Origin of the sequence: Sinorhizobium sp. M4_45 (assembly GCF_002885915.1) — a bacterium.
GTDB classification, from domain to species: Bacteria; Pseudomonadota; Alphaproteobacteria; order Rhizobiales; family Rhizobiaceae; genus Sinorhizobium; species Sinorhizobium meliloti_A.
In genome coordinates this window covers 302,129-315,614 of sequence record NZ_NWVE01000007.1, presented here as the reverse complement: position 1 = coordinate 315,614, position 13,486 = coordinate 302,129, and the positions used below count along the sequence as shown (strand labels likewise).

Annotated in this window: 10 protein-coding genes; 1 reads left to right on the top strand and 9 read right to left on the bottom strand. The window is 62.9% G+C overall.

What is annotated here, in order from left to right:
• Positions 1–46: 46 nt before the first annotated feature.
• The 4 genes from CN933_RS20575 to CN933_RS20560 form a co-directional block, all read right to left on the bottom strand.
• Positions 47–2,683 (bottom strand): bifunctional diguanylate cyclase/phosphodiesterase, encoded by a 2,637-nt coding sequence (locus CN933_RS20575; protein ID WP_033047513.1) that lies wholly within the window; start codon positions 2,681–2,683, stop codon positions 47–49.
• A gap of 153 nt (positions 2,684–2,836) precedes the next feature.
• Complete coding sequence (locus CN933_RS20570) at positions 2,837–4,450, bottom strand: cisplatin damage response ATP-dependent DNA ligase (RefSeq protein WP_018096662.1); 1,614 nt, start codon at positions 4,448–4,450, stop codon at positions 2,837–2,839.
• A gap of 3 nt (positions 4,451–4,453) precedes the next feature.
• Positions 4,454–5,464 (bottom strand): ligase-associated DNA damage response exonuclease, encoded by a 1,011-nt coding sequence (locus CN933_RS20565; protein ID WP_102762222.1) that lies wholly within the window; start codon positions 5,462–5,464, stop codon positions 4,454–4,456.
• A gap of 182 nt (positions 5,465–5,646) precedes the next feature.
• Entirely contained in the window at positions 5,647–6,600 is a 954-nt protein-coding gene (locus CN933_RS20560; protein ID WP_018096664.1) for a nucleoside hydrolase, read from the bottom strand.
• Between the two features lie 199 nt (positions 6,601–6,799).
• On the opposite strand from CN933_RS20560, the gene CN933_RS20555 reads away from it, so the two are divergent.
• The gene (locus CN933_RS20555) at positions 6,800–7,420 is read left to right on the top strand and encodes a hypothetical protein (RefSeq protein WP_018096665.1); all 621 of its coding nucleotides are present in this window, start codon (positions 6,800–6,802) and stop codon (positions 7,418–7,420) included.
• Between the two features lie 53 nt (positions 7,421–7,473).
• Here the strand turns inward: CN933_RS20555 and lysS are convergent, their stop codons facing one another.
• The 5 genes from lysS to CN933_RS20530 all read right to left on the bottom strand — a co-directional run bounded on the left by lysS (position 7,474) and on the right by CN933_RS20530 (position 13,283).
• Positions 7,474–8,970, bottom strand: a complete 1,497-nt coding sequence (lysS, locus tag CN933_RS20550) for a lysine--tRNA ligase (protein ID WP_018096666.1) — start codon at positions 8,968–8,970, stop codon at positions 7,474–7,476.
• Positions 8,971–8,980: 10 nt separating this feature from the next.
• Entirely contained in the window at positions 8,981–10,438 is a 1,458-nt protein-coding gene (gene gltX / locus CN933_RS20545) for a glutamate--tRNA ligase (RefSeq protein WP_018096667.1), read from the bottom strand.
• Between the two features lie 272 nt (positions 10,439–10,710).
• Entirely contained in the window at positions 10,711–11,463 is a 753-nt protein-coding gene (locus CN933_RS20540) for a TerC family protein (RefSeq protein WP_018096668.1), read from the bottom strand.
• Positions 11,464–11,629: 166 nt separating this feature from the next.
• Positions 11,630–12,469 (bottom strand): AraC family transcriptional regulator, encoded by an 840-nt coding sequence (locus tag CN933_RS20535; RefSeq protein WP_018096669.1) that lies wholly within the window; start codon positions 12,467–12,469, stop codon positions 11,630–11,632.
• A 118-nt stretch (positions 12,470–12,587) separates the two neighbouring features.
• Positions 12,588–13,283 (bottom strand): TetR/AcrR family transcriptional regulator, encoded by a 696-nt coding sequence (locus CN933_RS20530; RefSeq protein WP_018096670.1) that lies wholly within the window; start codon positions 13,281–13,283, stop codon positions 12,588–12,590.
• Between the last annotated feature and the right edge of the window lie 203 nt (positions 13,284–13,486).

The following is a 13,486-nucleotide window of genomic DNA, read 5'->3' as shown; positions in this document are numbered from 1 at the left end:
GCCGCGTCTGTACAGTCCGCCTCCGAAAGCGGGGTCCGGATCCCGGTCAAGCGGCTCGCCACCGCCGCTCGAAGACGAAAGTGGCAAGATCGTTGGCGTTCATCGGCCGGGCGAAGGCGTAGCCCTGCAGCCCATGGCATTCCATTTCCTTGAGGATGCGGGCGTGCTCGAGCGTTTCGACGCCTTCGGCGATTACTTCGATCCCGAGCGACGTGCCGATGTCGATGATCGATGCCACCAGCCGGCGCTCCGCCGGAGAGGCGAGAATAGGCAGCACCAGTTGCCGATCTATCTTCAGGCGGCGTGGCGTCAGCTTCAGCAGGCTCAGGATCGAGGCATAGCCGGTACCGAAGTCGTCGATCTCGATGTCGATGCCGAGTTCCTTGATGCGCCGGATGTTGGACATGACCGTCACATCGTTCTCGTCGAAGGAAATCGATTCGAGCAGTTCGAAGGAAAGCCGCCCCTCGGGTATGGAAAGCTCCTCCAGCCGGTCGATCAGTCCCTCGTCTCTCAGGCGCGGATAGGAGAGATTGACCGACACCTTCGGCACGTAGATGCCGTTTGCCTCCCAGCGATAGATCTGAAAGAGCGCCTGTTCGAGAATTTTCTGATCGATCGCAGCGACGACGTTGATGTCCTCCGCCGTCTTGAGAAAGGCGTGCGGGCCGAGAAGCCCCTTGGTGGGATGATCCCATCGTGCGAGTGCCTCGACGCCGATGATGTCGAGCGAGCTCGGACAGAACTGCGGCTGGAAATATGCGACGAATTCGTTCTGCTCGAGACCGCGCAGGATCTCGTCGGCCGTCTGTTTCGTCTGGAGCACGGCGGTCTTCAGCGCACCCGTAAAGGTCTCTTGCCGGTTGCGGCCCCGGCGCTTGGCCTCGTAGAGGGCGATATCGGCGTTGACCAGTACCTGGGAAAGGTCATCCGTCGCATCGGTTTGAGCGGCAATCCCGATGCTCACGCCTATGCGGCATTCCTGATCTTCGTAGCGCACCGGAACGCTCATAGCCTCGATCACGCGGGAAGCCAGAGCCGCGTCCTCGTCGCCGCCGCCGCTTGCGCGAATGATGACGAACTCGTCGCCGCCGATCCGGGCGACGAAGTCGTCCTGGCGTGCATTGTCCCGCAAAAGGCTTGCCGCATGCTTCAGGATTTCGTCGCCGGCTGCATGGCCCATCGTGTCGTTGATCTGCTTGAAACGGTCGAGATCGATATGGAAGATGCTGATCTTCGCATTTGCGTCGGCCCGTCGGCTGCGGTCGAAGAGAATCTGGTCCAGGAAGCGGCGATTGGGCAGTCCGGTCAATGGATCGTGCAGCGCGTTGAATTCCATGCGATGGCGCGCCGCCTCCAACTCGGCACTGTGGGCTTCCGCGAGGCGTTTGGCCTCCGATAGCGTCGCGCGTGTCTTCACGTCGGCCGTTACGTCCCAGTTGACGCCGACGATCTTCCTGTTGCCGTTCGTTCCGGCATAGGTCGAGCCGACCGCGCGGATATGGCGGACTTCCCCATCCGGAAGGCGGATGCGGAATTCCGTGTTGTATGCGCCGCCCGTGGCGAGCGTTTCGGCGAATTCCGCCTCGGCACGGGCGAGATCGTCGGGATGAAGCGTGTTCCGCCAGTCCTCGTAGACCTCGCGCATCGACGATCCGATGCCGTAGAGCTCCTTCATGCGGCTGTCCCACAGGAGCGTGCCGCTGTCGACGTCGAGCTCCCATATGCCGATCTTCGAAGTGTCGAGCGCGATCCTCAGCCGGTGCGAAAGCTCCTGAAGCTGATCCTTGCTCTGCCTCAATGCGCGAAAGTTCGCCTGCCGCTCGGCCATGAGACGGCCGGCGACGATCATGGGAGCGACGATCATCAGGCCGCCGAATATGATGAGGAAGCGGACCTGCCACGCATTCTGCGGTGTCGTCGGCCACCCGCCTTTGGGGATCGCGGCCATGCGCCAGGAACCGCCGGGCAAGGATACGCTCATCTCGACAGGGGCGCTTTCGAAGATTGCCGGGTCGCCGAAGAAATGCGGGCCGCCGCGTCCCGTGCCGTCGCGGCCGGCAATGGCGATGTCGATGTCGAGCGCCGGCGATGAAAGCCCACTGTCGCGATAAAGGCGATCGACATCGATCACCGCTGATACAACGCCCCAGAAGCGCCTGCCACCTTCCGGACCGGTGGTTACCGGGAAGCGGCCGATCAGCCCGCGACCGCCTTGCACGAGGTCGACAGGGCCCGCGAGCACCATTTCTCCGGATGCCACTGCGCGCATGACGGAACTGCGTTGTTTGTCGTTCGCGCGGTAATCGAGACCGATCGCCTTCTCATTGCCCGTCAGCGGGTAGACCATCGCGACCACCAGTTCGGGCGCGGCGGCGATGTTGCGAAGCTGCGAGCCGCCGCTGAAGACGCTGCGTGCGAGCTCTCCGAAGCGCTGCTGCTGCATGTCGGGTTCGGTCTCGATCGTGGCGATCAGGCCCCGGACCAGCTGAATATTGCCGTTGACGCTGCTCTCGAGGCTCGAGCGTATCGGGTTGAGCGCGTCGGCAACCTCGGAGCGCAGCCGCGCTTCCGAAACGATCCGGTTCTGATTGTCCGCGAGAACCCCGGCGGCGACTACCACAACGGCCGCGATGAGGGCCGGAAGGTAGCTGGGGGTGAGAAAGCGCGACAGACGGGACATGGCATGATGCGGCTTCAAAAGAGCAATTCCAGGGCGTGGCCCACAAAGGGGCGGGGACGGCATGCAGCAAGCCCGGATAATTCCAGACTCTCCTTAACAAACCTTCATTCGGGGTTTCTGAAATAACTTACGGTAACGCGTGGTCCAAGCGCTTCAGCGTTGCGTTCCGATCATAGCCTGCAGTGTTTCGAGCCTGTCGGCATCGCGAGGCAGCTTGTCGGGTCTGAGGCGGGCGATCCGCGGGAAGCGCATGGCCACCCCGGATTTGTGGCGCGTGGAGCGGTTGAGGCCTTCAAAGGCAACCTCGACGACGAAGCCGCTGTCGGGTTCGGCGCGCACCGCGCGCACGGGGCCGAAGCGTTCGACGGTATTGTCGCGCACGAACCGGTCGAGGACCTCCAGCTCGGCATCGGTGAAGCCGAAATAGGCCTTGCCGACGGGAACGAGGCTCGTCCCGTCTTCACCCTGCGCCCAGACGCCGAAGGTGAAATCGGAGTAATAGCTGGACCGCTTGCCATGGCCGCGCTGGGCATACATCAGCACGGCGTCGATATTGAAGGGCGCCCGCTTCCACTTGAACCAGGGCCCCTTGGCCCGTCCGGCCATATAGGGCGAATCCAGCCGTTTCAGCATGACGCCTTCGATCACCGGATCGGGCGGGTTGGAGCGCAGCTCGTCAAGCTCCTTCCAGCTTGAAAAGCCGACGAGCGGCGAGAGATCGAAATGCTGCGGAGAGGCCGCTTCGATCAGCGCCGACAGCGCCTCGCGGCGGAGGTGAAAGGGCTCGGGCCTGATATCGCGCTCGCCTGAAAAGAGAATGTCGTAGGCACGGATGAAGGCCGGAAACTCGTCCATCAGCTTGCGACTGACGGTCTTGCGGTTCAGCCTTTGCTGCAGGTCGGCGAATGTCGCGGTGGCGCGGTTGCTGCGCATCGTTCCGCCGACCAGAAGCTCGCCATCGATGACGCCGGTGATATCGGCAGCCTCGATGATCTCGGGAAAGGCGGAGGATATCTCGTCGCCGCTGCGTGAATAGAGGCGTCGAGTCCCGCCGACATTGGCGAGCTGGACGCGGATGCCGTCCCACTTCCACTCGGCCGCGAAGTCGGCCGGGTCGAGCCCTTCGAGATCGCCCTCTCCGACCGCTGTCGCGAGCATCACCGAATGAAAGACCGCAGGTGTCTTGAGCACCGGCATCTCCGCCTCACCGGTGAGCCAGAGGAAAAGCGGCAGGTATGGCGGCTCCAATCCGTGCCAGAGCGTTTCGATCTCGCTCACCTCCTTGCCGCCCATCTCCGCAAGCGCCTGTTTTGCGAGCCGCGCCGAGACCCCGATCCGCAAGCCTCCTGTCGCGAGCTTGAGGAGTGCGAAGCGGCCGGAGGTGTCGAGCCGGTCCAGAAGGTCGCGGACGAGCGAGCGAACCTCGGAGCGGCCGGCACGCTGCAGCCGCTCGACAACCTCGCCGAGCGGAATGTCCTCGGGGGCGACGTCCGGCGGCGGCTCCCAGGCGAGGGAGACCGTTTCCGCGAGGTCGCCGACATAGTCGTAGGAATAGTGGAACAGCACGTCGTCCATGCGCTCGAGCAAGAGGTCGCGAATGAGGGCCGGCTTTACCGTGTTGAGCGAGAGCGTGCCCGCGATCGCGGCCAGCGCGTAGCCGCGGCTCGGATCGGGTGCGCCGCGGAAATAGTCGACGAGCAACCGGATCTTGCCGTTTCGCTGCGGCGTCAGCACGAGCCGGTCGAGCAATTCGGCGAATGCTCTCATCGCTCACTCTCCCTCATCGTCGTAACCGACAAGATGCAATGGCCGGGCGGGTATGCCCTGTAACTGGCACCAGCGAACCAGCGCCTCCTCACGGCCATGCGTCACCCAGACTTCGGCAGGCGCGATTTCGCGGATCGTGGCCGTGAGCTCGACCCAGTCGCAATGATCGGAGATGACGAGCGGCAGCTCGACGCCGCGCTGCTTGGCGCGCTGTCGGATGAGCATCCAGCCGGAGGCGAAGATGGCGAGCGGATCGGCGAAACGGCGCGCCCATCGCTCGGCAAAAGCCGCCGGAGGCCCGAGGACGATAGCGCCGGCGAGGTCCTGCCGGTTTTCCTGGCCGAGCGTTGCCGGACGGATATCGCCGAGATCGATGCCCTGGCTCTGGTAATATTCGCACAGCCTGGCGAGTGCGCCATGGATGTGGATAGGTTGGTCGTAGCCCTGCTGGCGTATGAGCGCGATGAGACGTTGTGCCTTGCCGAGGGCGTAGGCGCCGACCACATGCGCGCGCTCGGGAAACTGCCGGAGAGACTGGAGGAGCCGCGCGATCTCTCCCTTGTCGTCCGGGTGGTGGAAGACCGGCAGGCCGAAGGTCGCTTCCGTGATGAAAACGTCGCAGGCGACCGGCTCGAAGGACGGGCAGGTCGGATCGGGTCGTCGCTTGTAATCGCCGGAAACGACGATCCGCGTCCCGTCTGCCTCGACGGAGATCTGCGCCGAACCGAGCACATGGCCGGCCGGGTGGAAACGGACGCGCACGCCGCCGACCGAAATCGTCTCGCCGAAGCGCGCGTCTTGGCTCGCGCCGCAGAAGTCGTCACCATAGCGCAGGCGCATGATGTCGAGCGTCTCGCGCGTCGCGAGCACATGGCCATGTCCGGCGCGCGCATGGTCGGAATGTCCGTGGGTGATGAGTGCCCTCTCGACCGGTTGCACCGGGTCGATATAGAAATCCCCGTATTGGCAGTAGAGACCCTTGGGGGCGGGAAAGAGCAAGGCGTCCGGCTTCATACGGATAAAGATAGCCGGCGGCGGCGCATCTGCCAGCTATCCGCGAAAGATTTTCGCCGTAAGGCGGCTGCGGGCCGTCCGCGGATAAACCCTTCCCCAGCGCCGGCGTCAGGAAGCGGCGGTGCGACGGGTCAAGCCCCTCCCGCCTGTGGGAGGGGTTGGGGAGGGGCGCTTTCCGGAGGTTAGTTGCCGCCCGCGAGCGTATCGCCGATGAGTTTCAGCACCGCTTCGGCATCGATGTCGATACAGGCCTGCTGGCTTGGGAAGCCGTCCCAGGCGTTCGGGGGAAACAGTCGCCCATCCGGCTTTTGAACCGTCTGGCCGTCGGCGATGCCGCCGCAAAGGACCCGGATGGCGCCGCCACGGGTCTGAAAGAATTGGGGCGCGACGACATAGGCGCAGGCGCAGCTGTCGTGCACGATCATGCCGTCATCCACATGGTGCTCGTAGAAGTCGATGTAGAATTGCGAGATGTCGGAAAGAAGCCTCGCCGGTGAACCGCCGCGTTCGGCGATCTCGGAGAGCATGGCGCGGCTCATCACCGTCTTGGTCGTCACGTCGAGACCGATGACGGTCACCGGCCATGGCGCCGTCATCACCACATCGGCCGCTTCCGGGTCGCCGTGGATATTGGCTTCCGCCGCCGGCGTGATGTTGCCGGGAACATCGAAGGCGCCGCCCATGATCACCACCGCCTTGACGAGCGCGGCAATCTCCGGATCGTCGCGCAAGGCGCGCGCCAGGTTGGTCATCCGGCCGACGGCAACGAGCGTCACCTCGCCGGGATTGGCGCGCACCGTGTCGATGATGAAGCGGTGGGCAGGACGGGGGTCGAGCGGCAGGTCCATCTGCGCCGGCACGCCGATATTGCCGAGCCCGTCATCGCCGTGAATGCCCGTCGGCCATTCGACATGCGGCCGGCCGGCATCGAACGTCTCGCCCATGCCCCTGGCAACCGGTGCGGCAATATTCCATGCCCCTTTGAGGAACAACGCATTGCGCGTCGTCGTCTCGATCGAGGCATTGCCGAAGACCGTGGTGATGCCGAGCAGCTCTATGGCCGGGTGACGGTGCAGAAAGAGGAGGGCCATCGCATCGTCGACGCCCGGATCCGTATCGAAAATAACCTTGTGCATACCGCCTCTTCCTGGTTACGGGGGATTCCCGCCTACAGCGACGTTGTGCATGGCGCAATGGACAAGCTGCGGAAGAAAGTCAATCTCTGGCCGCCTGCAGGAGGCCTCCGTTTAAACTTTCCGAAAGGTGGTTCGTCTATCTTCGAAGACGCCTTCGGGCCTTTCTTGCGATCCTTTACGACGACAGCGGAGCCATCCCTTGAAGGCCATTCTCAGCAAATTGCGCCCTTCGAAGCGGCTGGTGATCATCCTGTCCGCCGCCTTCGGGGTCTCCGCCGCATCCGGCGGTGCCGCGGTCTATGTCGGTCGCGACAAGATACTGACGCGCTTCGCGGAGCCCTCCGCCTCCGGCCTCGAATGCACCGCGCTCCGGACCTTGAAGCTCGACCACAAGGGGCAGCGGTGGATCCGCATGCATGTGAAGACGGACCGGGCAACCGGGCCGGATCGGATCAGGACCGCCTTGCGCGTCGCAGGTGGCCTCGCCAAAAAGGAGGAGGCCGATCTTTACCAGGTGGTCGTGCTCGATGCGGCAGGTCCGGAGGATCGCGCAGGCGTGCGCGGTTCGGCGATCGGCGCGGAGGTGCTCTTCGCCCCCGGTCCGCGGAGCGTGCCGGGTTTGGATGAACCCTTCCGCGCCTCCTATAACGAGGCCACGGCCAACGCTGCCGGCAGGTTCCACGGCAAGGTCGTGACGCTCGAACTGGCCGACGTCCGCGCCATCATGGCCAAGATGGACGACCGCTCCATGTGCAACGATCCGTCCGCAGCGGGCGATGTCGCGGCCGCTGCGCCGGCCGAGGAACAGGCGAGTCATTAAGGGAGAGCCCCTCCCCAACCCTCCCTTTGTTGGGGAGGGCCTGCTCCAGGGTATCAATCGGCCTTCTGACGGCGGGCCGGGAAGAGGATGATGTCGCGGATCGACGGCGAGTTGGTGAGCAGCATGATCAGCCGGTCGACACCGATTCCCAACCCCCCGGCCGGCGGCATGCCCTGGTCCATGGCATCGAGGAAGTCCTCGTCCAGCGTCTTTTCCTTCTCGCCGCGGGCATGCGCCTGTTCCATCTGCTCGACCATGCGGGCGCGCTGCTCGACCGGGTCGTTGAGCTCGGAAAAGGCGTTGCCGATCTCCCATCCGTTGCAATAGGTCTCGAAGCGCTCGACGAGCCGCGGCTCGCCCGGCACCTCCTTGGCGAAGGGCGAGATGTCCTTCGGGAAGTGGATGACGTGAGCAGGCTGGATCAAGGTCGCTTCGACCTTCTCCTCGAAGAGGAAGGCGAGCACCTCGCCCCAGGTCGCGTCCTTCTCGATCTCGACACCGGCGTCGCGAGCCGCCTGCCGGGCCTCCTCGTCGCTCTTGATGGCAAGGAAATCGATTCCGGTCGCATCCTTGACCGCCGCCGGCATGGAGACGCGCGGGAACGGCCCCTTGAAGGAGAGCTGCTTGTCGCCGAACTCGAATTCCGTCTTGCCGTGAACCGCAAGCGCCAGGGTCTCGAACATGCGTTCCACAAGACCCATCACGTCCTCGTAGTCGGCATAAGCCCAGTAGCACTCCATCATGGTGAATTCAGGATTGTGCCGGGTCGAGACACCTTCGTTGCGGAAGTTGCGGTTGATCTCGAAGACCTTGTCGGTAAGGCCGGAAACGAGAATGCGCTTCAGGTAAAGCTCGGGCGCGATGCGCAGATACATGTCGAGCTTCAGCGTGTTGTGATGCGTCTTGAAGGGCTCGGCCGTCGCGCCGCCATAGATCGGCTGCAGCATCGGCGTCTCGACTTCCATGAAGCCTTCGTCCTCGAGGAATCGGCGCAGGCTCGATACGATGCGGCTTCGCTGCTGGAAGCGCCGCTTCGATTCCTCGTTGACCATGATGTCGAGGTAACGCTTGCGGTAGCGCGTCTCGATGTCGGCAAGCCCGTGATACTTCTCCGGCATCGGCAGGAGCGACTTGCAGAGCATGGTGATCTCTTTGGCGTTGACCGTCAGTTCGCCGCGCTTGGTGCGGCGCACCTCTCCGGTCACGCCGATGATGTCGCCGAGATCGATCATCGGCAGAAGCGCGCGCGCCTCCTCCGGTGCCGTATCCTTGTGCGAAAAGATCTGGATCTTGCCGGAAGCGTCATGAAGATCCATGAACATGCCGGAATTGCGCGAGGAGAAGACGCGGCCGGCAACGGTTACCGTTTCGCCGCTTTCGGTATCGGGCTCCAGCCCGGCATATTTCTCCGCGAGTTCCGAATTGGTGAGCGTACGGTGGAAATGCGCGGGATAAACATCGCCGATCTGCTGGCGCAGCAGGTCGAGCTTCTGGGAGCGCACTTCCGTCGCGTCGGAGGAAAGGCCGGCTGCCTGTGTCTTGTCGGTCATGGTCTCGTCCTTACTTTCCACTGCCCGCCATGGAGGCGACGACCTGCGCGGCGACCTTCAGCCGCTGGCGCACGACCGAACGGCCGAGCAGTTCCATCGAATCGAACAGCGGCAGCGAGCGCTGCGAGCCCGAGCAGGCGACGAAGAGCGGCGCCACCACGGCTTTCAGCTTCTTGCCCATCCGCTCCGCGCTGGCGCGCAGCTCCGTCTCGATCGATTCCTTGTTCCATTCCAGAATCTTTTCGAGATCCGGCTGGACGGTGTTCAGGATTTCGAGCATCTCCTCGGGCGAGGCCTTCACCCCGGCAAAGGCGGCGGGCTGCAGGCCGAGATCCGACTTGAAGAGGAAGGCGGCGAGATCAGGCAGTTCGCCGAGCTTCGAAATGCGGGTCTGAGAGAGCTTCAGACCTTCCTTGAGCCGCTCGTTGTCCATCGCCCAGGCGAGGACGCGGGCTGCGAATTCCTCGTCGGAAAGCTTCTCACGGATCCAGCGCGCGTTCAGCCAGTCGAGCTTCTGGATGTCGAAGATCGCGCCGGCCTTGGACAGGTTTTCCGGATCGAATTTCTCCGCCAGCTCCTCCACCGTCAGCAGTTCTTCGCCTTCGGCGATCTGGATGAAGAACAGGCCGAGGAAGTTCATCAGCGCTTCCGGCAGGTAGCCGAGCGCCGTGTAGTAGGAGATGGAGGTCGGGTTCTTGCGCTTCGACAGTTTCGATTTGTCGGCATTGCGCATCAGCGACAGATGCATGAAGACAGGCGGTTCGAGGCCAAGATACTGATAGATCAGAATGTGCTTCGGCACGGAGGCGAGCCATTCCTCGCCGCGTGCGACATGGGTGATCTTCATCAGATGGTCGTCCACGACGTTTGCCATGTGATAGGTCGGCATGCCGTCGGCCTTGAGCAGTACCTGCATGTCGACGGCTTCCCACGGGATCTCGACATCGCCATAGACGCCGTCGTGGAACTTGCAGGAGCCCTCGGTCGGGATCTTCATGCGCACGACATGCGGCTCGCCGGCGTCGACGCGCGACGTCACTTCCTCGGCCGAGAGGCTGAGGCAGAGGCCGTCATATTTGGGCGGCTTGCCGGCGGCACGCTGCGCCTCGCGCATCTGCTCCAGCCGCTCGGGCGTGCAGAAACAGCGGAAACCGTGGCCGTTCGCAACGATCTTCTCGACGTAAGGCTTGTAGATGTCCTTGCGATCGCTCTGGCGATAGGGGCCGTAGGGGCCGCCGATATCGGGACCTTCCGACCATTCCAGTCCGCACCACTTCAGCGCGTCGAGCACCTTCTTCTCGAATTCCGGCGTCGAGCGCGTCGCATCCGTGTCCTCGATGCGCAGGATGAATTTGCCGCCGTGCTTCTTGGCGAAGAGATAGTTGAAGAGCGCTATATAGGCGGTGCCGACATGCGGCTCGCCGGTGGGGGAAGGTGCGATACGCACCCGGACTGCAGAATCTGCCATTGTCTTTTGCCCGTCTTGACGTGCTTTCGGGGCCCTTTGCCGGAGTGCTCTCCAGCTTGCGGGCGCGCATTTTATGGGAAGGAAAGGCCCGCAAGAGTTCCGCACCAGCGGTTTAGCCAGGCAATTCCAGTCGGCAGGCGTGAGACCATAGAAAGCCCTGCATGTCAACGGAAAGCCGCCGGCGGCAATGTCGTCGTCTCGCCGCACGCAAAGAGCAAAGATCGCCGCGAAGGCCCGCATCGGTGCGATGCGGGCCCTGTCGTGTCGTGCTTCTATTTCGTCCTTGCGGTCTGTCGCTTCATGCGCGCGTTGCGGGCGACCATGTTGAGAACCTCGACCAGTGCGGAGAAGGCCATCGCAGCATAGACGTAGCCCTTCGGCACGTGGAAGCCCATGCCTTCGGCGATCAGGGTCGTGCCGATCATCAGGAGGAAGGCCAGCGCCAGCATGACGATCGTCGGATTTCTCTCGATGAAGTTCGCAAGCGGGTTCGCTGCAACCAGCATGACGGTCACGGCGACGACGACGGCGACGACCATGATCGGCAGATGCGGGGTCATGCCGACGGCGGTGATGATGCTGTCGACCGAGAAGACGAGGTCGAGAAGCAGGATCTGGCCGATGGCGGCCGCGAAGCTGTTGATCGCGGAGCTGGCGATGAAATCCTCCTCGTGATCTCTCGGATCGACACTGTGGTGGATTTCCTTGGTCGCCTTCCACACGAGGAAGAGCCCGCCGGCGATCAGGATCATGTCCTTCCAGGAAAAGCCGTGGCCGAAGGCCTCGAAGACCGGCTGCGTCAGTTGAACGATCCAGGCGATGGTGCCGAGCAGCGCCAGCCGCATGACGAGTGCAAGGCCGATGCCGATGCGCCGGGCGCTGACGCGGTTCTCCGGCGGCAGCTTGTTGGTGAGGATCGAGATGAAAATGAGATTGTCGATGCCGAGGACCACCTCCATGACGATGAGTGTGATGAGGGCGATCCAAGCCTCGGGGCTTTGAGCAAGCGTGAGGATTTCCTGCATCGGCAACGTTTCCTTTTCGAGACACGACAGATGGCGCAGTATTTAGGGATACTTGCGAAAGTCGCAAGCGCCGCCGCGCGTTTCGCGGCGACGTTGTCGGCTCCAGGTGATCGAAAAGGTGGAATTGTCGAAGGAAAGCCGGCTGCAGCTGTCCGTGCACCGGAAATCAGCCCTTCAGCGGCACCCAGATCTCCACCGCACCCATGCCGGAATGCGGATCGAAGCGCTCGTCGTAGCGTTCCATCAGGTCGGGCAATTCACCGTGTCGGTGGCCGGACTGCGGAAGCCAGGTCGTGAAGATGTGATGGGCCGTGTTGGCGATCCCGGAAATGTGCCCGCGATGGATGAAGATCGCGTAACGCTGCCGGGGCAGCTTGAGTGTCGAAAAGCCGGTGGGCAGGGCCTCGGCTTCCCGTATCTCCGCCGCAGCCATGTAGCGGAAGCGGCCCGCCTCGCCGTCCGACTGGGTGCAGACGCCATAGGCGACATTGCCGTGCTGACCGGGAATGCTGCCGAAATAGGCGTTGAAACGCTGCCAGAGGGAAGGGATGCCTTCGGTGCGGTTGTAGTCATAGGTCTCTGCGAGACCGGCGAGAAGAAGCCCCGGGCTTTCCTCGAAGCGCGGCGGCTCGATCTTCAAAGTGCGTGCGTCGTCCATTCTGATCGGCTCCAAAAGCTCGACATTGCGGACGTGCCCCTGCTTGCGGATGGACTCGGGCGTCACCCCGAACTGCTCGCGAAAGGCACGGGTGAAAGCCTCGTGCGAGCCGTAGCCCGCCTCGAGGGCCACTTCGAGAATGCCGGATGTGCCGTTGGCGAGGGCAAGCGCGGCGCCGCTCAGGCGTCGGCCGCGGATATAGGCACTGATCGAGCGACCGGCCGAAAGGCCGAATACGCGCGAAAGATGATAGCGCGAAAGGCCGGCGGCCGCGGCGATGTCATCCAGTGATATATCCTCGGCGAAATGGCTTTCAATGAACCAGATCGCCCTTCCGATGGCACTCATCGTCACTCCCTTTGTGGACACGCAAGGTCTTACGGCCTTTCAGGCGAGCGCGTTTGATCGCGATTGCTGGATTGCAAGAAGATGGTGCGGCATGTTTCGCCGGCAAGGCGCCGGGCGTTTACTTCGTGCCCGTCGTCTTTCCGTAGGCGGCGAGGAAAACGCGGATGGCGGATCTGACGTTCTTTTCGATGCTTTCGGCCGAGACCGCATCGCACATGCCGAAAAGCCGTCCCTTGAACATGCCGGCCATGGCGAGATCGATGAACTGCTTTGCGGCTATTTCCGTGTCTTCGATCGAGAGCGTGCCTGCCGACACCTGCTGGTCGAGATAGGCCTTGAGCACGGTGTATCCGTTCTCCGGCGTCGCAGTGAAGAAGCGCTGCGCAAGCCGGGGCATCCGGTCGATCACGCCGAGTACCGTGCGCATCGCGCGGATCGTGTAATCCGACGTTATGCTCGTCACCAGCTTCACGCCGAAAGCGTGAAGCGCCTCCTCGATCGGTTCATTGCCGTTCAACGATTGCTTGACGCTGTTGACGATAATGTTCCGCTCGCGCGCGATGAGCGCCGTGAACAGATCTTCCTTGTTATCGAAATAGACGTAGAGCGTGCCCTTGGAAACGCCGGCCTCGCGCGTGATGTCGTTCATGCTGGCGGCGTCGAAACTGCTCCGCATGAAAACGCGTTTGGCGCCATCGAGAATTCGCTCGCGTTTGACCGGATCCTCGCCGGCGGCGTGCCGCCCGCCGGTGGACGGGTGTTCGTGCTGATCCTGCAGGGATTTTTCCTGCTCTGCGCTTTTCGCTGACGTCATGGCTGCCGGACGTATCCACTCCTTTGATCTAGCTGCGTCACGGGAACGCGTTCAGATCGATTCCAATGAGAATAGCGGGCGCGGAGAGAACGCGCACACTTTATCTTCACCTTACAAATCGAACCGACCGGTTCGATTTGCTCTTGATATGCGGTGCGAAAGGCATTATGTCAAGCGTCATCGAACCGAACGGTTCAGTTCAA

Bases quoted from the DNA above. Each gene is read 5' to 3' on its own strand.
- CN933_RS20575 (WP_033047513.1), bottom strand. From the start codon at position 2,683: ATGTCCCGTCTGTCGCGCTTTCTCACCCCCAGCTACCTTCCGGCCCTC.
- CN933_RS20570 (WP_018096662.1), bottom strand. From the start codon at position 4,450: ATGAGAGCATTCGCCGAATTGCTCGACCGGCTCGTGCTGACGCCGCAG.
- CN933_RS20565 (WP_102762222.1), bottom strand. From the start codon at position 5,464: ATGAAGCCGGACGCCTTGCTCTTTCCCGCCCCCAAGGGTCTCTACTGC.
- CN933_RS20560 (WP_018096664.1), bottom strand. From the start codon at position 6,600: ATGCACAAGGTTATTTTCGATACGGATCCGGGCGTCGACGATGCGATG.
- lysS (WP_018096666.1), bottom strand. From the start codon at position 8,970: ATGACCGACAAGACACAGGCAGCCGGCCTTTCCTCCGACGCGACGGAA.
- gltX (WP_018096667.1), bottom strand. From the start codon at position 10,438: ATGGCAGATTCTGCAGTCCGGGTGCGTATCGCACCTTCCCCCACCGGC.
- CN933_RS20540 (WP_018096668.1), bottom strand. From the start codon at position 11,463: ATGCAGGAAATCCTCACGCTTGCTCAAAGCCCCGAGGCTTGGATCGCC.
- CN933_RS20535 (WP_018096669.1), bottom strand. From the start codon at position 12,469: ATGAGTGCCATCGGAAGGGCGATCTGGTTCATTGAAAGCCATTTCGCC.
- CN933_RS20530 (WP_018096670.1), bottom strand. From the start codon at position 13,283: ATGACGTCAGCGAAAAGCGCAGAGCAGGAAAAATCCCTGCAGGATCAG.